This window comes from Undibacterium sp. WLX3042, from assembly GCF_049544825.1.
Lineage (GTDB): Bacteria > Pseudomonadota > Gammaproteobacteria > Burkholderiales > Burkholderiaceae_D > Undibacterium.
The window spans coordinates 1,837,696-1,859,907 of the sequence record NZ_CP186698.1; the positions used below are offsets into that span (position 1 = coordinate 1,837,696).

The 22,212-nt window shown below is 51.7% G+C and carries 14 protein-coding genes; 1 reads left to right on the top strand and 13 read right to left on the bottom strand.

Annotated features, from left to right (window positions below; genetic code table 11):
- Positions 1 to 106: 106 nt before the first annotated feature.
- The 13 genes from urtA to cyoA form a co-directional block, all read right to left on the bottom strand.
- Positions 107 to 1,360: an urea ABC transporter substrate-binding protein gene (gene urtA / locus ACPAOP_RS08340; RefSeq protein ID WP_423709925.1), complete on the bottom strand. Its 1,254-nt coding sequence runs from the start codon at positions 1,358 to 1,360 to the stop codon at positions 107 to 109.
- 656 nt (positions 1,361 to 2,016) lie between these two features.
- On the bottom strand, positions 2,017 to 3,471 hold the full coding sequence (locus ACPAOP_RS08345; RefSeq protein WP_423709926.1) for a mannose-1-phosphate guanylyltransferase/mannose-6-phosphate isomerase: 1,455 nt from the start codon (positions 3,469 to 3,471) through the stop codon (positions 2,017 to 2,019).
- Between the two features lie 72 nt (positions 3,472 to 3,543).
- Positions 3,544 to 4,296 (bottom strand): isoprenyl transferase, encoded by a 753-nt coding sequence (locus ACPAOP_RS08350; RefSeq protein ID WP_423679797.1) that lies wholly within the window; start codon positions 4,294 to 4,296, stop codon positions 3,544 to 3,546.
- A 203-nt stretch (positions 4,297 to 4,499) separates the two neighbouring features.
- Positions 4,500 to 6,464 (bottom strand): exodeoxyribonuclease V subunit alpha, encoded by a 1,965-nt coding sequence (gene recD, locus ACPAOP_RS08355; protein ID WP_423709927.1) that lies wholly within the window; start codon positions 6,462 to 6,464, stop codon positions 4,500 to 4,502.
- Positions 6,461 to 10,135 carry an exodeoxyribonuclease V subunit beta gene (recB, locus tag ACPAOP_RS08360; RefSeq protein ID WP_423709928.1) on the bottom strand — a complete coding sequence of 1,225 codons (3,675 nt, stop codon included), beginning with the start codon at positions 10,133 to 10,135 and terminating at the stop codon, positions 6,461 to 6,463. Before recB ends, recD begins: the two co-directional genes overlap by 4 nt.
- The gene (recC, locus tag ACPAOP_RS08365; RefSeq protein ID WP_423709929.1) at positions 10,132 to 13,560 is read right to left on the bottom strand and encodes an exodeoxyribonuclease V subunit gamma; all 3,429 of its coding nucleotides are present in this window, start codon (positions 13,558 to 13,560) and stop codon (positions 10,132 to 10,134) included. The genes recB and recC overlap by 4 nt, the downstream gene beginning before the upstream one ends.
- Before the next feature lie 280 nt (positions 13,561 to 13,840).
- Positions 13,841 to 14,377, bottom strand: a complete 537-nt coding sequence (locus ACPAOP_RS08370; protein ID WP_423679793.1) for a response regulator transcription factor — start codon at positions 14,375 to 14,377, stop codon at positions 13,841 to 13,843.
- Between the two features lie 12 nt (positions 14,378 to 14,389).
- Positions 14,390 to 15,700 carry an ATP-binding protein gene (locus ACPAOP_RS08375; protein ID WP_423679792.1) on the bottom strand — a complete coding sequence of 437 codons (1,311 nt, stop codon included), beginning with the start codon at positions 15,698 to 15,700 and terminating at the stop codon, positions 14,390 to 14,392.
- A complete protein-coding gene (locus ACPAOP_RS08380) occupies positions 15,684 to 16,544 on the bottom strand; it encodes an SURF1 family protein (protein ID WP_423709930.1) in 861 nt (286 codons plus the stop codon). Before ACPAOP_RS08380 ends, ACPAOP_RS08375 begins: the two co-directional genes overlap by 17 nt.
- A complete protein-coding gene (gene cyoD / locus ACPAOP_RS08385; protein WP_423709931.1) occupies positions 16,541 to 16,999 on the bottom strand; it encodes a cytochrome o ubiquinol oxidase subunit IV in 459 nt (152 codons plus the stop codon). Before cyoD ends, ACPAOP_RS08380 begins: the two co-directional genes overlap by 4 nt.
- Positions 16,996 to 17,631, bottom strand: a complete 636-nt coding sequence (gene cyoC / locus ACPAOP_RS08390; protein WP_186885748.1) for a cytochrome o ubiquinol oxidase subunit III — start codon at positions 17,629 to 17,631, stop codon at positions 16,996 to 16,998. The genes cyoD and cyoC overlap by 4 nt, the downstream gene beginning before the upstream one ends.
- Entirely contained in the window at positions 17,624 to 19,627 is a 2,004-nt protein-coding gene (cyoB, locus tag ACPAOP_RS08395) for a cytochrome o ubiquinol oxidase subunit I (RefSeq protein WP_423709932.1), read from the bottom strand. Before cyoB ends, cyoC begins: the two co-directional genes overlap by 8 nt.
- A gap of 2 nt (positions 19,628 to 19,629) precedes the next feature.
- Positions 19,630 to 20,652, bottom strand: a complete 1,023-nt coding sequence (gene cyoA / locus ACPAOP_RS08400; RefSeq protein WP_423709933.1) for a ubiquinol oxidase subunit II — start codon at positions 20,650 to 20,652, stop codon at positions 19,630 to 19,632.
- Positions 20,653 to 20,802: 150 nt separating this feature from the next.
- On the opposite strand from cyoA, the gene ACPAOP_RS08405 reads away from it, so the two are divergent.
- Positions 20,803 to 22,152: an MFS transporter gene (locus tag ACPAOP_RS08405; RefSeq protein WP_423709934.1), complete on the top strand. Its 1,350-nt coding sequence runs from the start codon at positions 20,803 to 20,805 to the stop codon at positions 22,150 to 22,152.
- Positions 22,153 to 22,212: the final 60 nt, after the last annotated feature.

Consider the following 22,212-nt stretch of genomic DNA (forward strand, 5'->3'; position numbering starts at 1 on the left):
ACCGCAAACAGAAAGCTAGCCAGATTCCCCGCACGCGCAAGCAACGACCTGGTCAGTCGGGGAAACACCAGGAAGTGCTCGCGCAAGGAGGAAACTGTCGCACTAGTTACAGCTTTTGCTTACCTTCATTACCCGGAATATAAGGGCTCCAGGGTTGCGCGCGGATAGGCACTTTGGTTTTGTAGACGACGCTGAACTGGCCGTCTGCTTTAATCTCACCAATCATGACGGGTTTATGCAAATGGTGATTGGTCGCATCCATCGTCAGTTCAAAACCGGATGGAGCTTTGAAGGTCTGCCCGCCCATCGCTGCGATCACTTTATCGGTATCCGTGGATTTAGCTTTTTCCACTGCTTGCTTCCACATATAAATGCCGACGTAGGTTGCTTCCATAGGATCGTTCGTCACCACGGTGGCAGCATTCGGCAATTTTTTCGCAACGGCATATGCTTTCCATTTTTTGATGAATTCCGCATTCACCGGATTTTTGACCGACTGGAAGTAATTCCATGCCGCCAGATGACCGACCAGAGGTTTGGTATCAACACCGCGCAATTCTTCTTCACCGACCGAGAACGCCACGACAGGCACGTCGGTCGCTTTCAGACCGGCATTGCCGAGTTCTTTATAGAAAGGGACATTCGAGTCACCATTGATGGTCGAGATCACTGCCGTTTTTCCACCGGCGGAAAATTTCTTGATATTCGCCACGATGGTCTGGTAATCAGAATGACCAAACGGAGTGTAGACTTCATCGATGTCGCTATCTTTCACACCTTTGCTATGCAGGAAAGCGCGCAGGATTTTGTTGGTCGTGCGTGGATAGACATAATCCGTACCGAGCAGCACGAAACGTTTTGCCGCGCCGCCTTCTTTTGACATCAGATATTCTGTCGCCGGGATCGCTTGCTGATTCGGTGCAGCGCCAGTGTAAAACACGTTTTTCTCCAGCTCTTCACCTTCATATTGCACAGGGTAAAACAGCAGGCTGTTCAACTCTTTGAACACCGGCAGCACCGATTTACGTGATACCGATGTCCAGCAACCAAACACGACTGAGACTTTATCTTGCGACACTAACTGCCGTGCTTTCTCAGCAAACAAAGGCCAGTTAGATGCCGGATCAACGACAACCGCTTCCAGTTTTTTCCCCATCACGCCACCTTTGGCATTGATTTCATCAATCGTCATCAGCGCCACGTCTTTCAGCGATGTTTCAGAAATCGCCATCGTTCCTGAGAGGGAATGCAAAATGCCAACCTTAATCGTATCTGCTGCGAATGCCTGAGCCATCCAGCCCGATGTAGCGAGCGCCATTGCGCCTATTGCTGTTGCTTTCAAAACCGTACGACGTGTCATGATTTCTCCTGAGGTGGTGGGTAACAAAGAAACTGCAAGCTTCACCAGCCTATGAGCAGATAGCGTGCCACGTTTGCGAAAAGCGGCGGAAATACGCTTCGGCTATCCTGAAATAGGAAAAATCGGGGGAGTATGTGCGGAAAACAGCTTTATCTCCTTATAGATATTGGGCTTTTTTACATACCGGGGGGAGTATATTTTTCGCCTGCAGTGCCGTTTTTTCGTGCTGGCTAGGCCGGATGCGGATGTGGAGTGCACTAGTTGCGGATTATTTGCTTCGTTATGCCCGCTGACAGCGCAGCGTCGCTGTGCGTGATTCAAGACAGGGAGCAGCCGGAATCAGAAATGGGCAAAAGTGTCTGAATCTGAGCAGCAAGGCACTTTCTGTCTTTTTCGGTGCAGCCCTGCATTCGCATTGTGCGCAACGAATAAAAGCAGCACACAAAAAAATACGGAGACTGTCTGTTCAGTCTCCGTACCCTTGTTCCGGACGGTGGCCAACCCGCTATCTGCTGATCCGGCACACCTCGTTACCGTCATACATATCGGTTGCATGTACAGTAACTGAGATGAATCATACCAAAAAATTGTTTCATTGCCATGACATACATCAAAAAAAATGCGCTTGCCTACCGCCGCGCTGTTTTTTCAAGACATCAGCACTTTGACTTCGTGCGGCCATAGGTGTCTTCAAAACGGACAATATCATCCTCACCCAGATAACTGCCGGACTGTACTTCGATAATTTCCAGCGGTATCGCGCCCGGATTCGCCAGCCGGTGCACTTCGCCCAACGGAATGTAGGTTGATTGATTTTCCGTCAGCAGCATGACTTTATCGCCGCAAGTGACTTCGGCCGTTCCCCTGACCACGACCCAGTGTTCCGCGCGGTGATGATGCTTTTGCAGACTCAGGCTGGCACCGGGCTTGACCTGTATGCGTTTGACCTTGAAGCGTTCTTCTTCATCAATGCTGTCATACCAGCCCCAGGGACGATACACCTTGCGATGTAATGTATGTTCCTGCCGCCCCTGCTGCGTTAATTGCGCCACAATCGCCTTCACATCCTGACTCTGACGCCTATCAGCCACTAACACTGCGTCCGGCGTTTCGACGACAACCAGATGATCAATGCCAACGGTGCTGACCAGGCGGCTGGACGAATAAATCAGGCTATTGCTGGAATTGGTCTGTATCACATCGCCGTACGTCACATTGGCCTGCGCATCCTGCTTGCCGACCTGCCAGACGGCATCCCACGCGCCCAGATCGTTCCAGCCTGCGTCCAGCGGAATCATGCGTATGTCAAAAGCTGACCCCGGGCATTTTTCCATCACGGCGTAATCGATAGAGTCTGCCGGAATGTTGGCAAAAGCAGCAGTACCGGGACGGATGAATTGGGCGTCGCTGTTTTTTTCCGACCACGAGAGTCTGGCAGACTCCGCAATATCAGGCCGGAATTGCGCCAGTGCTTTCAACCAGGTGCTGGCTCTGAGCACAAACATGCCGCTGTTCCAGAGATATTCGCCACTGTCCAGATATTGCTGCGCCGTCGCTGCATCAGGCTTTTCAGCAAACTGCGCTACTGCAGATTCACCGAATGTTGCTGCCTGCCCGGTTCTGCGGATATAACCGTAGCCAGTTTCAGGGCGATCAGGCGTAATGCCTAAAATTATAATCGCGCCATCGCTGGCGGCTCGCACGCTACGCTGCAATGCGTTGGTGAACGCGGCGTCATCCTGTATGGTCTGATCTGCCGGTGTCACCACCAGCACCGGGTCTTCGCCGTTGGCCGTGGCTTCAAGCGCCGCCAGCGTCAACGCCGGTGCGGTATTTTTTCCGGCGGGTTCCAGTAACAGACTGGCCGCAACGGATTTCATTTCACGTAACTGGTCAAGCGCCAGAAAACGATGCTCTTCATTGGTCACGATCAGCGTAGGGCTGACCTGAATATCGGCATCGGCAATCGCATTCACGCGTTGCACCGCTTGCTGAAACAAGCTGGTGGTGCCGGATAACACCAGAAACTGTTTAGGAAAACCCGCGCGTGACAAGGGCCACAGGCGGGTGCCTGAGCCACCACATAAAATTACCGGAACAATTTTGGTCATGGATAATTCCCGCCTGCATTACTTCAATCATTAGCGCTTATTCGCGCTTCATCCTGGAATTCGCCTGCAGCTTTACTCGGCTGATTCCAGCAACTGTTCGCTGGTTCTGCCGAAACGGCGCTCGCGCTTCTGGAACGAAGCGATCGCTTCATCCAGCGATTTACCGTCGAAATCCGGCCAGTAGGTATCGGTAAAGAAAAATTCTGAATACGCCATTTGCCACAACAGGAAATTCGATATGCGTGCTTCGCCACCGGTGCGTATCAGCATGTCTGGCGGCGGCGCGTAGGCCATAGACAATTTTGACGACAGCATGTCTTCGGTAATGCTGTCCTGATCCAGCCCTTCACGAATTAATGCGTTACAGGCATTGACGATATCCCAGCGGCCACCGTAATTGGCGCAGATCGTCAGCGTCAGCCCGGTATTAGCCGCCGTTTTCTCTTCCGCGTTGTGGATCAATTGCTTGAGTTCGGCGTCAAATTTGCTCAGATCACCGATGATTTTCAGACGGATATTGTTCTGGCACATGTTGTTGATTTCAAGTACCAGTACTTTCCGGAACAATTTCATGAGCAGTGAGACTTCCTCCGGTGGACGACGCCAGTTTTCTGAACTGAACGCAAACAAGGTCAGGTAACGGACACCACGGTTACAACATGCTTCCACCACTTTATTGACAGCATTCACCCCTTTGGTATGACCGGCAAAACGAGGCAACAAACGTTGTTTTGCCCATCTGCCGTTACCATCCATAATGATTGCGATATGTTCGGGGATGTTTCCTGATTCAGCCCTGGCAGGCTTACTTAAGTCTTTACTCATACAATTTACATTCTTTATTTAACACGTCTATCCAAGATAACAACCTCCAAGAATGTCACAACGTTGATACGAGCACATCAACTTCGAAGGTATCAGTCATCAGTCCGCGCGACCTGGGACTTATCTGGTACGCGGGGGATTATAAAAGACTTCACCGGAAACCGACGGAATAATCTGCACTGTCGCGTTAAATTCATTTTCTTTTAATCAACATTCAACGCTGCCTGCAAGCCGCTCGCGCGCAGCGTCAGGCGTCCGATCGCATGTCCCAGGACAGACGCTACCGGTGTCAGCAGGCTGAATTTCTCCTTCGCCCGGGTAATACCGGTATAAATCAGCTCGCGGGTGATCACCGGCGATGTCTCTGCGGGCAATACCATCACCGTATGCTGAAATTCTGACCCTTGCGATTTATGCACCGTCATCGCAAACGCTGTTTCCACATGGCGCAGGCGTGACGTCAGTACATGGCGCAGTTTGTCGCCCTCCAGAAAATACACTCTTTGCACCTTGTCTTTCCTGAAGTCAGGCAAAGTCATGCCGATGTCGCCATTAAAAACCCCGATGCCGTAGTCATTACGGGTAATCATCACTGGCCGCCCGGTGTACCATTCGGTCCGGCTGTTGATATGTCCGAGCTGATGCAGATGTTTTTCGATAGACTGATTCAAGCCGCTGACACCCCAATCCCCTTCCCTGACGGCACACAAAATACGGAATGACTCAAAGGCTTTCAGGACGGCAATCACCCATTGCTGAAACTGTGCCTCGTCATCACCCTGCGGCCTATGCGCCAGTAATTGCAGGTAAGAGAAATAACCACCTTCTGCACCAGCCCTGCCATGCAAGGCTATTTGCAATAGCGTTTTTTGCTGGGCAGATTCGGCCCAGAACAAGACTTGCTCATCTGCCCTGCGCAAACAATCAATCGCAAGGTCTGTCTGCCCGCTATTCACAGCCAATGCCAGCGCGCCGATGGCACCGCTGAAACGGCGGCTCTTTCTGAGCATCACGGTCTGCTGCGCAATCACATTGCCATTCGCAATAAACTCTGCCGGAAGCTCTTTGCCACAGGCACTGGCGATATAACGCGCCGTATCGGAAGAATAATTGCCGGATTCCGCACGATCACACAAATCGCCCAGCACTGCTCCTGCTTCTACCGATGCCAGTTGATCTTTATCTCCGAGCAAAATCAGCATCGTGGATTCGGGCAGTGCCGCCAGCAGAGCAGCCATCATTTCCAGATGCACCATCGATGCCTCGTCCACGATCAGCACGTCAATATCCAGCAAATTTCCCGCATGATGGCGGAATGCCCGTGTATCAGGGCGAGCCCCCAACAGACTATGCAACGTGCGCGCCGCACCGATACGGTTCGTCAGCTCCGCCAGCGGCAGCGCCGGACCAATTTTCTGAGCGAGTTCAGATAAAGCATGATCAATCGCCTGTTTCAGGCGCGCTGCGGCTTTACCTGTCGGGGCAGCCAATGCGATACGCAGACGTTCTGGCTGTGCAGACAAGGCGAACAACAGCGCCAGCAGCCGCGCCACGGTGTACGTCTTACCCGTTCCCGGGCCACCGGTAATCACCGAAAAATGGCTGCGTACAGCAATCGCACAAGCGGTTTTCTGCCAGTCAATCTCGTCAGAGGCATGAAATAACACATCCAGCCAGCGCGACACGGTAGCCACATCGACAGGCATCAAAGCCGACGCCCGTTTTCTGGCCGCAGTCGCTATCGCCATTTCATGTCGCCAGTAACGACGCAGATACAGGCTCTCTCTGTGCAACACCAGCGGCTCTTGTTGATCAAACTGATCATCCTGACCCGCTTTATCCGCAGCATAAATCTGCGCAGAACTGCTGAGCACATGCAACCATCCCTCAACGTCGGCAGGTACATCCATCTCCGCAACCAGCGTTTCCCACAGCGCCTTATCCCAGCCTGACAAAGCGCAAGGGTCAGCCACTAATGCACCGAGTTTGATACAACTATGACCCAGCGCCTCGAGCTCACATAACAAGCCAACGATCAGCAATTGCCGCTGATCCTGCATGCCAAGGCTGTGCATGAAACGCATAAAAGCCACAGAAAGAAGACGGACTTGCCCCTGCTCTGCATATTGTTTGAATCTTTCCAGCACTGGCGGTGTCGCTACCATCATGATGGGATTTCCTTTGTATCGTTCACAGAATTACCGGCAGCCGACGCTTCATCGTGGCGCATCATCTGATCGAGCCTGCCGAGGAATTCCGGGTTTGCTTCAAGCTGGTAACAACCATGCGTCTCTTCGTTGGCAACGCCACGCATGAAGAAAAAAATCGCGCCACCAAGATGTATGGCAGGGTTATAAGTCTCGCCCAGGCGCAACTGCAACAAGCGATGTAAGGCCAGCATATAAATCGCCCCCTGCACATCGTAACGGTGCGCAGCCATAGCAGATGCCAGAGCGGCGCGGTGATATCCAGCGTCATCCGCAGCAACAACATTCGACTTGTAATCCAGCACCCAGTATTTGCCTTGATGCTCAAACACCAGATCGGCGAAGCCCATCAGCAGACCATGCAAATCGCGTTCAGCCAGAGCATCGCGTGGCGTACCGTCGAGAAAAAATTCCTGGCATAAGCGATCTATCTGTTGCGCGTTTACGCGTTCACACGGAAACCAGAATTCCATTTCAGGCAGAAATGTTGACAGTTCCTGCAGACGTACATTCGCTGGCAACAAAGGCGTTGCAACGATGCGCTTCAGCCAGAGCAGAATATCGTCGAAATGATTATCCCAACCCGCGCGCTGACAACGCGCTGCCAGTCTGGCATCGAAAGTATCGGCCCCGGCGGACTCGAAGCCCTCACCTGCCATCCATTCGAGCTGTTCATGTAAAAACTGACCCGGCATCGCGCCGCGCGGAAAACGATGCCAAGCACTGTGACCAGCTACTGTCACCGGCGCACTGCCGTCGTCCTCCAGCAGCTTACTGTCCTGCACGCGGGTCATATTGCCGGTGGTTGCGATACTTCGCGTCAGCGAAGTGAAGCTGCCGACAGTCCAGTCGCGCTCAAACTCGTGTTTGTACTCGGGCATTTCCACCAGGCTTTGTTTTGTTTCTTGCTGCTCGTAGATATTAACGTCCGGCAACTCAGCAACGTCAATGATGGCAATATCGTTGCAATCATTGCTCATTTTTTGCAAAGCATCGTACAGGGCGTCAGCCTCCAGTGTCGTTTCGCCAGCCAGCAAATAACCGAACGCAGACTCGTGTATTTTGTTCTGATTCGAGGAAACACCCAGCCATAAGGCATGGACGGCGCGTGTGACCGCCACATAAAACAAACGAATATCTTCTTCTTTTCTGACGCGATCCACCGCATCCAACGCTTCCTGCGACAATGTAAAATCAATTTTCCGTACACCGGATTCATCGACATAATCAAAGAAACTGCGGTTCATCCGCGTTGTCACCCGGTTTGACACGGCGAACGGCAGATACACCAATGGATATTGCAGCCCCTTGGACTTATGTATCGTTATCACCTTGACCAGTTTCGCATCGCTTTCAAGTCGTAAGATATGTTCGTCGCTGAGCTGACTATCATCCGCCATTTGTTCCGCCAGCCAGCGTACCAGCGATTGCTCGCCATCGAGTTGCATGCTCGCCGTTTCCAATAATTCCGCCAGATGCAGGATATTCGTCAGGCTGCGCTCGCCGCCAACCGCGCTGAGTAATTTTGCCGGTAATTCCAGCATATGTATAAACCGCCGGATAGCAGCAAGAACACCCTGCCTTTGCCAGATCAGGTGCAACTCTTTTAATTGCGCGGTACAGTTTTCCCATGCTTCATCATCCGATGCCAGCGTGATCAGTTGCGGGATGCTGAGTTTCGCTGTTTTAGTAGCGAACGCGGCGCGACCAGCAGTATCATCCAGCGGATTCGCAAATGCATGCAGCCAGCGTAAGACATCGCTGGCCTCGTCGCTGTTGAGCACTGAATCTTTATCGGACAAATAGACACTGGCGACATGTCGCTTTTGCAGCGCGCTGCGGATCGCTTCGGCTTCAAATTTATCCCTGACCAGAATCGCGATATCCGCTGCCTGCAATCGCTGAAATCGCTGCACGTCTCCGGTGTACTGAAAACCAGTCTGCGCGCTATTCAGTTGCGTGACGATATGCTCAGCACAGTTTTCTGCAAAAAACGAAAGATACTCGTCTTTTTTCATGTCAGGATTTGCCGATGCCCACATATTCAGCGCACTGACTTCGCCTTCGGCATTAACAAATTTTTCTGCGCGACCATATGCCGTGACGGCTTCAAACGGCACAGGATCAGTTGCAGCACGCCGGAACCGGAAAGCACCGGCAGCAAATGCCGCATCTTCATTTTTTTCCGCGTGCAGAAACAAATGATTCACTGCACCAACCAGTGCATGCGTCGAGCGGAAGTTAGTGCCAAGCATATAGTGCCGGCCTGTGGTCGCTTCACGGGCGGCCAGGTAACTTTGTATATCAGCACCGCGAAAACCATAAATCGATTGCTTAGGGTCACCGATCAGAAACAAGCCCTGCGTCTGCGCATTCTCTTCAATACGATAAATTGCGTCAAAAATCGCATACTGATCCGGCGAAGTATCCTGAAACTCATCCACCATCGCCACCGGATATTGTTGACGGATACGCAGATTCAGCGCAGCCGCATTCGGCCCGCTAACGGCGGCACGCAGCCTTTGCAACATATCGTTGAAACCAAACTGGCGGCTGTTGCGTTTGAGTGCATCAGCGCGGGCAACGATCACAGAAACGGCATGGCGGTACAGCACGTGTTTGATCGGTTCTATCTCGCCCAGTTTTTCCGCGAGTGGCGCAATATCGTCGAAGACCTCAGGAATCTCCGGCTCGTATCCTTTATTGCATGCGCTCCGTAAGCCATCCGGTGTCAGCTTTTCCGCGGCCTTTTCAAAACCGTCCGGCCAGACCAGCGAAGGCGTCTGCGCCCAGACTTTGAGTGCAGTCAGCCATTTTTCCAGATTCGCAGGTTTTAATTTCGTTGCGCTGAATTGTTTGGGCGCGGCCTCTTTTTTTTTCGCGAACCATTGCGCCATCTGTTCAGCTTTATCCGCCCAGCCCGCTTTCAGCGCGATCAGAATTTTCTCCTGATCAGCCAATGTCTGTTCAATCAATGCAGACAAAGGCCGGGTCATACGTGGACCGAGCAAACCGGCAAATGGCACCAGTTTCAGCACCGCGGCTGATAGTGCATGCGCATCACTCCAGAATGAAGTGAGCAGCGAGAAACTATTACTATCGAGCGGATACACCTGCTGCCGCCAGTAATCGAGCGCCGCATTTTCCAGCAAAGAAGATTCGCTGGCGATCAGTTCTTCATCAAACAGACAACCGCTGTCAAATGCATGCTCTTTGAGCATGCGCTGACACCAGGCATCAATCGTGAAAATCGCCGCCTCATCCATCGCTTGCGCCGCCATACTGAGGCGATACGCCGCCTGCTGTTGTAACTCATGGGTAGGATAAGCCGACATCAGTTCGCGGATGAAATGATCATGTGCGGGAACATCGCCAGAACGGAAATAGTCCGCAGCTTCCGTCAATCGCTGACGTATGCGATCGGATAATTCTCTGGTTGCAGCACGTGTGAATGTCATCACCAGAATTTCTGATGGATGCAAAGCGCGCTGAAATGCATTTTCATCGCCGTGCCCGAGCACCAGTCGTAAGTACAGAGCAGCAATAGTCCAGGTTTTTCCCGTCCCGGCGCTCGCTTCAATCAGACGACTGCCATGCAGCGGAAAACTTATCGGATTGAGCAAGTGACTCATTGCGCATCCTCCGTTTCGGCGGCGGCATTCAGAGACGTAACCTGAATCTGACGCGCCCAAAGGAATAATGGCTCATAGAGCGTTCTGGCAACGTTCTCCCAATCGGGCTCTGCACGCAAGGCAGAAAAATCAGGCCACATTCTGGCCAGATAAGGGCTCTCTACTTCGCCGCTCATGTTATAGCCACCGTCATAAATTTGTTGTGGATTATCACCGGCAATCAGCGCCAGCGCGGTCTTGCAGGCGACTGGCAAAATACCATCCTGCCCCTCCCGCCATAACCCTAGCAAGGTTTCAAGCGTCGCCGTTGCCGCAACCTGTTCCAGAAGTGGCATGCACAGGCTGGCATCGCGCGCGACCAGGTAAAAAGTCACTGAGTAATTCTGACTCGCTGCAACTAATTGCCGTATCCAGATATCGATGACTTTATCCGCCCGCACTTCGTCTTTGGCATTACATACTTTACTGGCGCTCTGCATGATGGAAACGGTTTGCTCACCATCGGTACGCAGGTTTTCCAGCCAGTCTGAGAGCGTGATATTCTGAAACTGAAATTGCAGCGGCAGCTTCGCCGCAGGCTCGGGGAACTGGCCGCATAATGTCAGCCATGCCGTTTGCACCGGTATCATTTCCGCGACCAGCAAACGCTGCCATTTCTGTCCCATGAAACCGACTGGCAGCAACCCTTCGCGTGACAGCTGCGCCGCTTTTGCACTCAGTGTTGCTTCAAGGTCAGCGATACTACCCGGCATATCTCCGCTATTGATCAGCCTGTCATTCAGAAAATATTCTTGCAAAGCATCGAGACTGAACGGCTCTTCAGTACCGGTCATTTGTTCGTCATCAGCAAATTGCACTCCCAGGCGCTGCTGAAAAAAACTGGCGACAGGTTGTCTGACGAAACGACTCAGTTGATTCAGCTTCAGTGTCAGATTCACGCCGGCATCATCGTCCGCAAACGACGTTCTGTGTTCATCCGCAGCATGCTGTTCTTGCGCCTGTGTCTGCAGGTAGGCTGCGCCCCATTCCCTCGCATAAGTCAGCGGCCTTTGCGGCCCCTCAAAAAAATAGGCACGGCTGAATGCCTGCATCGGATACTCATGTGTGTGCTCCCGCAAATCAATATCCCAGCCTGCCTGCAGATAATCACGCAATTGCGAAACCAGCACCGACGGGGGTTGCGCGGAATTATCACGGATATTTTTTCCTGTCCAGCTGATGTACAGCCTGGATCGTGCCGCCAGAATCGCTTCCAGCATCAGATACCTGTCATCATCGCGCCGCGAACGGTCACCGGGGCGCGCCATTCCCGGCACCGCCAGCAAATCAAAATCGACCTGACTCGTCCTGCGCGGAAAATCGCCCTCGTTCATCCCGAGCAGACAAACCAGTTGAAATGGCATTGAGCGCATTGGCATGAAGGTACAGAAAGTCACACCGCCGGAAATAAAACGATGATTCAGCGTTGCCTCGTCTATCGATGCGAGCCAGGGCTCGCGAAAAACTGCCAGCGGAATCGCTTCGTCAAAACCTGCCTGTTCGCAGGCATTCAGATAATGATCGAGTGACTCATGCAGCCGTGCCAGCAACACTCTGTCATTCTCACCGGATGCAGCAAAGAATGTCGTCAACAGTTGCCGCGCCTGTTCTGCCCAGACCAGCGGCGTCTGCGGTAAGATCAGTCTGCACTGCCATTCGATCAGCGCCTCAACAAACTCTGCCAGACTTCCTGCCAGCGACGATGAGAGTCCACCAACTTCCGCATACGGCTCTATACCCTGATAGTGTTGCTGGGCGCCATTTGCATAGCCAAGTAACATGCGCCGGATGCCGAAAATCCAGGAATTCTGTTCACCAGTAGCCCCCAGCCCCAGACCATCTCTGTGCTGCTGATTCAGGCCCCAGCGGATTCCGGCACCATTGATCCAGGTTTTCAGCACAGGTAAATCGCCCTCATCCAGACCAAAGCGTGCCGCAATCGCGGGAACCTCCAGCAAATCCACCACCTCATTCTGCTGACAGCGCTGCTGCGGCAAGCGTAATAACCAGTCGAGCGCTACCATCACCGGATTCGTTTTACGATCTGATACATCGCCGATCTCATAGGGAATATAACGTTGATCCGTGCGCTTATATTGTCCGAATACCGCTCTGATTGAGGGCGTGAACTGGACGATATCCGGTACCATCACCACCACATCACGCGGACGAATTGTGTTGTCTGTCTTTGCAAAAATCCCTAACAAACGATCATGCAGAATCTCGACTTCCCTCTGAACACTGTGAGCCAGATGAAACTCTATGGACGTATCTGTCGCCGTCACCGGCAGACGGGGATGTTCGGCCAGCGGCAGCAAATCCCGTATCGCCGCCTGCACCTGCGCCAGCAAGGTATCGCCCGCATCGTCAGAAAATAAATCTATCTTCAAACCGCTAAAACCGGATCGCACCAGTTCAGCCTGATCAAATTCATCCAGCATACGGACGAAGTCGCGCCCCAGACGCCCCCACGCAGCCAGCAAAGGATGTGCGTGAGCATGCAGCGCCTCAATCGGAACCACGGATAAATCAGTTTGATTACGCAGTTGTTGGCGCTTGAACTGCGCTTTGAACAATTCACGCCCTTCGATGATATCGCCCCAGAAATACTGGCAGGGATTGGGTACGGCGAGTATGACTTGCGAGTGATGCGCCAGCGCAGATAAGGCTTCCAGTGTTTGCCGCGGCAACGCAGACACACCGAATAACACCACCCGGCGCGGTAATGGTGATGCTGGTACGGCACCGCCATTGGCCGCCTCAACAAAGCGCCGGTGCACATTCACGCGCCCCAGCAAACGCTCAGCCTCCGGCAAATCGGCAAGTATCGCTCGCCACAATTTAGCCTGCCAGCGTTGATCTGCGGGTAATGACATCAGTTCCCCGTTTGCCCGACGTAACTGATCATGTCCCTGACTCCAGTCCTGCAACCAATCCGTCCGGTACACCTGATATAAATCGATCAGATCTGCGAGCCGGGACACCAGTTGGTAACGCCGTTCGGCATCGCCATCGGCCAGAAATTGTTTTAGCGGAGAAAAATCACTATCCTGCAACAACGCGGGGATCAGGCGCATCAGCCGCCAGGTCAGCGGCATTTTATCGAGAGATGATGTCGATGGTATCTCGGCCTTTCCGAGCATGGAACGATAGATCGTCCACGAAAAACGCCCCGGCAATTCAATCCGGTTCGCAGCACTGATATCGAAATTTTCTGCCAGCGATATTTTCAGCCACTCAGCGACACCGTTTGACTGCACCAGAAAAATCTCTTTCTCCAGCGGAGACAAGGGATTGCGCCTTATCCATTCGAATACGGCCGAACTCAACTGCTCCAACTGATTACTGTGCAAAATAATCAGCCCTGGCTTGATCACTGAAGACATAAAAATAGACGAAAACTGTTAGGGAATAGCAGAAACAGGAATGTCCGGCTCAATTTTCTGCGGCATTAAAAACAGCAGATGTGAATCAACCGGACTAGCCTGCGCTGTCTGTTATTTTCACATAAGTTACTCAGAGAGATATTAAAAATTTAATGCGGGCACGCATGTCCAGCAGCGGATCAACGATCAGCAATATCAAGCTAAATAGCGCGCGGAACAAAGGCCTTAATGGAACAGTATGAATGCGAAATTACGAATACCCTGACGGCTCATCCGCATATCATTTGACACGCTGCTTACTGAGCTTACGTGCCAATGTGCGTCTGTGCATTCCCAGACGTCGTGCGGCTTCGGAGATATTGAACTCGGACTCCACCAACACTTCGTGTATGCGTTCCCATTCCAGTGTTTTAATCGAGGTCGGACGATTCGTCAGTTCCAGATCCGTGACACCGGCAACATGGCCGAAGGCTGCTTCGATATCATCGGTATTCGATGGCTTTGCCAGATACTGACAAGCGCCCAGTTTCACGGCTTCGACCGCAGTCGCAATGCTGGCAAAGCCGGTCAGCACCACAATCTGCATGGTCGGCACCCGCTGATGCAACATTTGCACACAGGCCAGCCCGGAAGCATTGCCATTTAATTTCAGATCCACCACTGCAAACTGCGGCGCATGGGACCTGAGTATTTCTTCTGCCGCTTCCAGACTCTCGGCATGCAACACGGTATAAGCGCGTCGCTCAAACGAACGACACAGAGTACGCGCGAATGCAGTATCGTCCTCGACAATCAGCAACAGACGACTTTCTGACATATTCAAACCTTTTTATAGCATTAACGCTGACAGTGGCAGCTCTATTTTGACAACGGCGCCACCCTCCTGCCGGTTACGGGCAATCACAGAGCCGCCTAATTTACGAACAACATTCACCACAAAGTAAATACCCAGACCGCTGCCCGGGCGCCCTTTGGTCGATTGATACGCCTGCCCCAGATTTTCCAGTATCGAGGGCAAAAATCCCGGACCGGTATCGGTCACGACGATGACCAGTATGTCCGCGTCTCTCGACACCGTCAGAGCAAGCCAGGCGGGTGACGCTTCAAGTGCATTATCTAACACATTGCATATCATCTGCTTGAGCGCAGAATCAAACACGACGGGAACGTCCTGTTGTATCTGATTTTCAAAGATGAATGTCTGTACCGGACGCGTCGCCCGGAAGTCTTCAACCAGTTGTTTAAGAAAGGTATTGATGGTTGTTTTGACCGAAGATTCGCCGCGCGCTTCTCCGGCGGATAATAAAATACTGCTGAGTGTCGTTTTGCAGCGTTGCAATTGTCTTTCCATTTCACTCAGGTCTTCGAGTAAATCAGGATTTTTACTGAATTCAGGCATCCTGCGCCAGTCACCGAGAATGACGGACATCGTTGCTAAAGGTGTCCCCAGTTCATGCGCCGCGCCGGAGGCAAGTAAGCCCATTTTCACTATGTGCTCTTCTTCTGTGGATCTCTGGCGGGCATCTGCCAGTTGTGCATCACGCACTTTTAAATTGCCACTGATGCGCGTCAGAAAAAATACCAGCAAACCCGCGTTCAGTAAGAAGCAAATGATCATGCCATCGATATACAGCTCAGGCATACCGCCGCTGTTATCTGCGGGTAAAAGCAAGGGATGAGAAAATTTCGACAAACCAAGCAGGCAACAGCCACTGATCACGACGATCGACCAGGTTGACCATACTTCCAGCAAAACAGCGCTGAGGATGACCTGCAACAGATATAAAAAAATAAAGGGATTGGCAGTGCCGCCGCTCAGATACAGTTGCGCCGTCAGGATAGCGACATCGACCAGCAGCGCGAAAAACAATGCCCGGTTGGACACCTTCGTTTCTTCGTGCCAGCGCAAATGGCTGGCAATATTAAACGCAATCAGTATCGCCAGCACAAACGCCATCGACAATACCGGCAAGCGTATGCCGAATCCGCCGACAACCAGCGCGATCGTTGCAATCTGACCAAAAACGGCAAGCCACCGCAGATGAATCAGTTGCAGCATATTTTTGTGGCCGGCCGAACTCTCGTATTCTTCGGCGATGCCGGCTACGATATCACGCTGATTTTCAGTCTTGCCGAACATCCTGATGTCTCCCATTTTCACTATGATGCTGCGTCCTACTCAGACGCCTGCGGTCTTCGCGGACAAGCAGATAGTATCCGCCCGCGACCATCAAAGCGAGAGCATACCAAGTAAGTGCATAAACCAAGTGATTGTTATGAAATGAGATAACGGTTAAACCGCCGACTGGCGCCTGCGCTTCATTTGACAGCAGGGATTTGTAGCCAGCATCCGGCTGGCTGTCGGCGGCATCGGCATCGATAAAATATGGAGCAACCGGCGACAGGCTGTGTTTTTTTGCGATAGCGGCAACATCACGTGAATACCAGCGGTCAGCGGCAGCATCGTTCTTACGTAAGAAGCCGCCACCGGGTTCAGGCATACGTAATAATCCGGTCACGCTCACCTCCTGCTTTGTTTGCAGTTGTGGTTGGGCTGCGGACGTTGTTTTATTTTGTGCAGGAACAAATCCTCTGTTGATCAACACAATACTGCCGTCGGATTGACGCAATGGTGTCAGCATCCAGTAACCGCTGCCCAGCACGGTCGATGCCTGCACATAACTGGTCTGCTCAGACAATAATTGCCCGCTGACCTGCACGTGCCGGTATTCATCATTCGCGACATTCACACCCGGCCAGAAACGTTGATCAGGCGCGGCGTTTGCCGGTGCATGCACACGTTGCTCGACGCGGGCGATCAGATCGATTTTCCATTGCAAGCGATAGATCTGCCATGTACCGAGAAAAGCAAAGCACAAAAAAACCACCCCCGCGCATATCGCCAGAACACGTCTTGCGAATAATGAACGGGGGGAGTCTGTTGCGACAACCGGGGGCTGCGCCCCGGTGTTCAGATCACTCATGGCATATTGCGCATGTTGTGCATTTCATTGGGATTCTCGGTATGTTTCAGTGATTCAGGCGTTGTTTCATGCTGCATGCCTGGCATCATATTGTTATTCAGATGATACATAACCCACAACGAGCCACTCATCAGAATCACTACCACCACACCGGTAAACACCAATGCCAGCATATTCCAGCCACCTTCCGAGCGGGCATTCATGTGCAGGAAATACACCATGTGTACCACAACCTGAACTGCGGCCAACGCCAACAGCACAAACCCCGTTGTCGCAGAATTGCTGAATACTTTACCCATCACCAGCCAGAACGGAATGACAGTCAGAATAACTGCCAGCACAAAACCGATGACATAAGTTTTCAGGCTGCCATGATCTGCGTGATCGTCATGAGCGTGATGTCCATGATGACCGTGCCCCGCATCATGCGTTGTATGTTCGTGATGTGCACTCATGGCAAAACTCCCATCAGGTAAACAAAGGTAAATACGCCGATCCAGATCACATCCAGGAAATGCCAGAACATGGACAGGCACATCAGGCGACGGTTATTTTCAGTCGTCAGACCATGACGTTTTAATTGGAACAGCAAAGTGACCAGCCAGACGATACCGAAAGTCACGTGCAGACCGTGCGTTGCGACCAGTGCAAAGAACGAAGTCAGAAAGCCACTGCGTTGAGGACCGGCACCCTCATGAATCAGGTGGATGAACTCATACAATTCAAGGCCGATAAAACAAGCGCCCAGCAAGCCAGTGACCACCAGCCAGATCAGCGTGTTGTTCAGACGTTTCTTCTGCGCTTCCAGCATCGCAAAACCATAGGTAATCGATGACAGCAACAGTAAAGACGTGTTGATCGCGACCAAGGGCAGATCAAACAATTCAGCACCCGTCGGACCGCCTGCGTAATTACGTCCAAGTACCGCGTAAGCGGCAAACAGACAAGCAAAAATCAGGCAATCGCTCATCAGATACAACCAGAAACCGAGCAGCGTGCCGTTTTCCGGATGATGTTCGAGAACGAAGTAGCGCGAACCAGAAGCCTGGCTCATCGCATCATGAGTAGAAATAGATTTATCAGACATGGCTAGCTAACAAACGTGTGCGTTCATTTTCGGTACGGACAACTTCGTCCGCAGGAATGTAGTAATCGCGGTTGTAATTAAAAGTATGGATGATGATGGCGGCCATCATGACGATAAAGCCCAGCCCTGCCAACAACCACATTTGCCAGATCAGCGCAAAGCCACATACCGCGCTGAGACCAGCGATGATGATGCCAGCGGCCGTATTTTTCGGCATGTGAATCGGCAGGAATCCGGAAGTCGGGCGAACATAGTTGTTCGCTTTCATATCAACCCAGGCATCACTGTCATGCACACGTGGCGTGAACGCGAAGTTATAAGCTGGCGGAGGCGATGATGTTGCCCATTCCAGAGTACGGCCACCCCATGGATCACCTGTGACATCGCGCAACTGCTCACGACGCAGATAGCTGACAACCATCTGGATAATGAAGCAGGCAATACCGATCGCAATCAGAACCGCGCCGAGGGCGGCAACCTGGAACCAGATCTGCAATGACGGATCTTCAAAATGACTCAGGCGACGTGTCACTCCCATCAGACCCAGTACGTACAGCGGCATAAACGCAAAGTAGAAACCGATAGTCCAGAACCAGAATGAGCATTTACCCCAGAAGCTGTCGAGTTTGTAGCCAAATGCTTTCGGGAACCAGTAGTTAATGCCCGCAAATGCACCGAATACAACACCACCGATAATCACATTATGGAAGTGAGCAATCAGGAACAGACTGTTGTGCAGAACAAAGTCAGCAGGTGGAACTGCGAGCAACACACCCGTCATACCACCAATCACAAATGTCACCATGAAGCCCATGGTCCACAACATCGGCACTTCAAAACGGATACGGCCACGGTACATCGTGAACAGCCAGTTAAACATCTTCGCACCGGTTGGAATCGAAATAATCATCGTGGTGATACCGAAGAACGAGTTAACACTCGCACCGGAACCCATCGTGAAGAAGTGATGTAACCAGACCAGGTAAGACAGGATCGTGATCACAACTGTCGCATAGACCATCGATGTATAACCGAACAGACGCTTGGAACAGAAAGTCGAAACAATCTCCGAGTAGATACCGAAGCAAGGCAGAATCAGGATATAGACTTCAGGATGACCCCAGATCCAGATCAGATTCACGTACATCATGGAATTGCCACCCATGTCGTTCGTGAAGAAGTTAGTGCCGAACACGCGATCCAGCGACAACATTGCCAGCACCGCAGTCAGCACTGGGAAAGCAGCAACGATCAGCACGTTGGTGCACAACGCAGTCCACGTAAACACTGGCATTTTCATCATCGTCATACCAGGAGCACGCATCTTGACGATAGTCACAATCAGGTTAACACCTGAAAGCAAGGTACCGACACCGGCAATCTGTAGCGACCAGATGTAGTAATCCACCCCGACATCCGGGCTGCCTAAAATACCCGACAGCGGCGGATATGCAAGCCAGCCGGTACGCGCAAACTCGCCGACGAATAAGGAAGCCATCACAAGTACCGCACCGAACGCCGTCATCCAGAAACTGAAGTTATTCAGGAACGGGAAAGCAACGTCACGTGCACCGATTTGCAGAGGCACGACATAATTCATCAGACCGGTAACGAAAGGCATTGCCACAAAGAAAATCATGATCACACCATGCGCAGTGAACACCTGGTCATAGTGATGCGGTGGCAGGAACCCGGCGGAATCACCGAACGCCATTGCCTGCTGCGCACGCATCATCAGCGCGTCAGCAAAACCACGCAACAGCATGATCAAACCGAGAACCATGTACATGATACCGATACGCTTGTGGTCGATACTTGTCAGCCAATCGCGCCACAAGGTTCCCCATACGCGGAAGTAAGTGAGTGCGGCCAGCAATGCCAGGCCTCCGACAGCAACCCCGGCAAACGTAGCAATAAGAATCGGCTCGTGCAGAGGAATCGCTTCCCAGCTGAGACGGCCGAATATCAGCTTAGTCAAATCAATTTGGTCTAACATCTTTATTTTCCAATAGTAACTGGTGGTGTTGTACACACTTCAGCATCCGTCCCGCGTGTAGCCTGCTGATTCTGAGCAAGCATAGAAACGACTTTTTCGTTCGCTTTTAATGCTGGTTTCACGTTGAGATCTGTCGACATCAGCTTATCCATGCAAACCTGATCAGCACTCACACAACGATTGACAATGGCATGGAACAAGTCGGCTTCAACAGTGCCAAAGCGGCGCACCGGATCTTTGATACTTGGCTTTTCAATCTCGAGATAAGCAGCACGATTGAGGTTCAGCTTTTCCGCTTTGGTAGTCTGCACCCACTGATTGAAATTTTCCTGCGTCATCCCATGGAATTTGAAACGCATGTCAGAAAAGCCGGCTCCGCTGTAGTTAGCAGAAAAGCCATCATATATACCGGCCTTGTTGATCACGGCGTTCAATTGCGTCTCCATACCAGGCATCGCATAGATCTGACCTGCCAGCGCTGGAACATAAAACGAATTCATGACGGTGGATGCGGTGATTTTGAAATGAACAGGCACATCGACTGGCGCAATCAATTCATTGACCGTTGCCACACCCTGCTCTGGATAAATAAACAACCATTTCCAGTCTAAAGCAACGACTTCCACAACCAGCGGTTTGACGTTGGCAGGAATCGGACGATTTTCATCTAATCGTGACAACTTTCGATATGGATCAAGAGTATGTGTAGAAATCCATGTCAACATTCCCAAAACGATGATAATTAACAGAGGAGCTCCCCAGATAATTAATTCGAGTTTGGTTGAATGATCCCACTCAGGATCGTACTTTGCACTGGTATTACTCTGTCTGTAGCGCCATGCAAAAAACAAGGTCAGGAAAATGACAGGAATAATGATGATTAACATCAGGAGAGTAGAAATGACAATCAGCTTGCTCTGCTGAGCGGCGATATCGCCTGAAGGATTTAACACAATAGTGTCACATCCAGCCAACAGTGCAACGCATAGGAGTATTAGTCCGCGCCGAGCTAGTAGGGAAATCATGCAGGAAAGTCCAGGTTAAAAGGATAAATCGTGGTAATGTACACGGACTGACTAGCATTAGCGATTGGACGTTTTGTCCCACCCTGCCATAGCTACATCGGGCAGGGCTTCAGGCGTCCGTCGATAAAAACACTACTAAGAGAGACGACTATGCCAAGTATCAGCCACAATGGTGAGCAACTCACCAGTATTTCTGTACGTTCTGACCTCCTCACAGCCCCCAGAAACAGTCACGCTGACCACACCTCGATTTCGCCGGGAGAAATCGCCATCGGTGTTGTTATCGGTCGGGCTTCTGAATATTTTGATTTTTTTGTCTACGCCATTGCATCTGTATTAGTATTTCCCTCGGTTTTCTTTCCATTTGAACAAAGACTGGAAGCAACGCTGTATTCATTTGTTATTTTTTCTTTTGCCTTCATCGCACGACCTATCGGTACGGTCGCTTTTATGGCAATTCAGCGCCATCTTGGGCGCGAAGCAAAACTCACAATTGCTTTAGTCTTGCTTGGCATCTCCACTGCCGGTATCGCCTTCCTACCTACGTTTTCGCATCTGGGCTACGCGTCGATCGTTATTCTTGCGTCGTTACGCATAGGCCAGGGGCTGGCGATGGGCGGCTCGTGGGATGGACTCCCCTCTCTACTGGCATTAAATGCCCCTCAACATAAGCGCGGCTGGTATGCGATGCTGGGGCAGCTCGGCGCCCCTGTCGGCTTCATGATTGCTGGCAGCCTCTTTGCTTATTTACTCTCCAGCTTGTCACCGGAAGATTTTCTCGACTGGGGCTGGCGCTATCCTTTCTATGTTGCCTTCGCGATTAATGTCGTCGCCCTGTTTGCCCGTCTGCGCCTGGTCTCTACCAACGAATATGCGCGCCTGCTGGATGAGCGCGAGCTTGAACCAACTAAAATCGCCGAAATGAGTGGCTCCCAGGGAAGAAACGTGCTGATAGGCGCCTTAGCCGCACTGGCCAGCTACGCTTTATTCCATCTGGTGACGGTATTCCCGCTTTCATGGCTGACGCTATACTCCACACGCTCACTGACGGACGTACTGTACATACAAGTAACTGGCGCAGGATTAATGAGCTTAGGCGTGATTGCCTCTGGCCTGATCGCTGATCGCTACGGTCGCCGCAATACACTGGGCACCTTCGCGCTATTCATTGCGATTCTGAGTGTATTTGTACCAAGTTTACTTGGCGGTGGGGAATCTGCCCAGAATACATTTATTCTGGTGGGATTTGCCTTGCTGGGTCTGTCTTACGGCCAGGCGGCAGGGGCTGTGACTGCCAATTTTTCAGCGAAATACCGTTATACCGGCGCAGCCTTGACGTCCGATCTTTCATGGCTGGTCGGTGCCGGTTTCGCGCCACTGGTTGCACTCGGATTGTCTGCACATTTCGGCCTCGCCTATGTCAGCCTCTATCTTCTCTCGGGTGCTGCATGTTCAATCGCAGCATTAAGCCTGAACCGGGCGCTGGAAATCAGGGATTGATTCCGCACCTCTTCTAAAAAAGCTCTGCATCAAGACAAACATCATTTGTTGCAGAGCTTT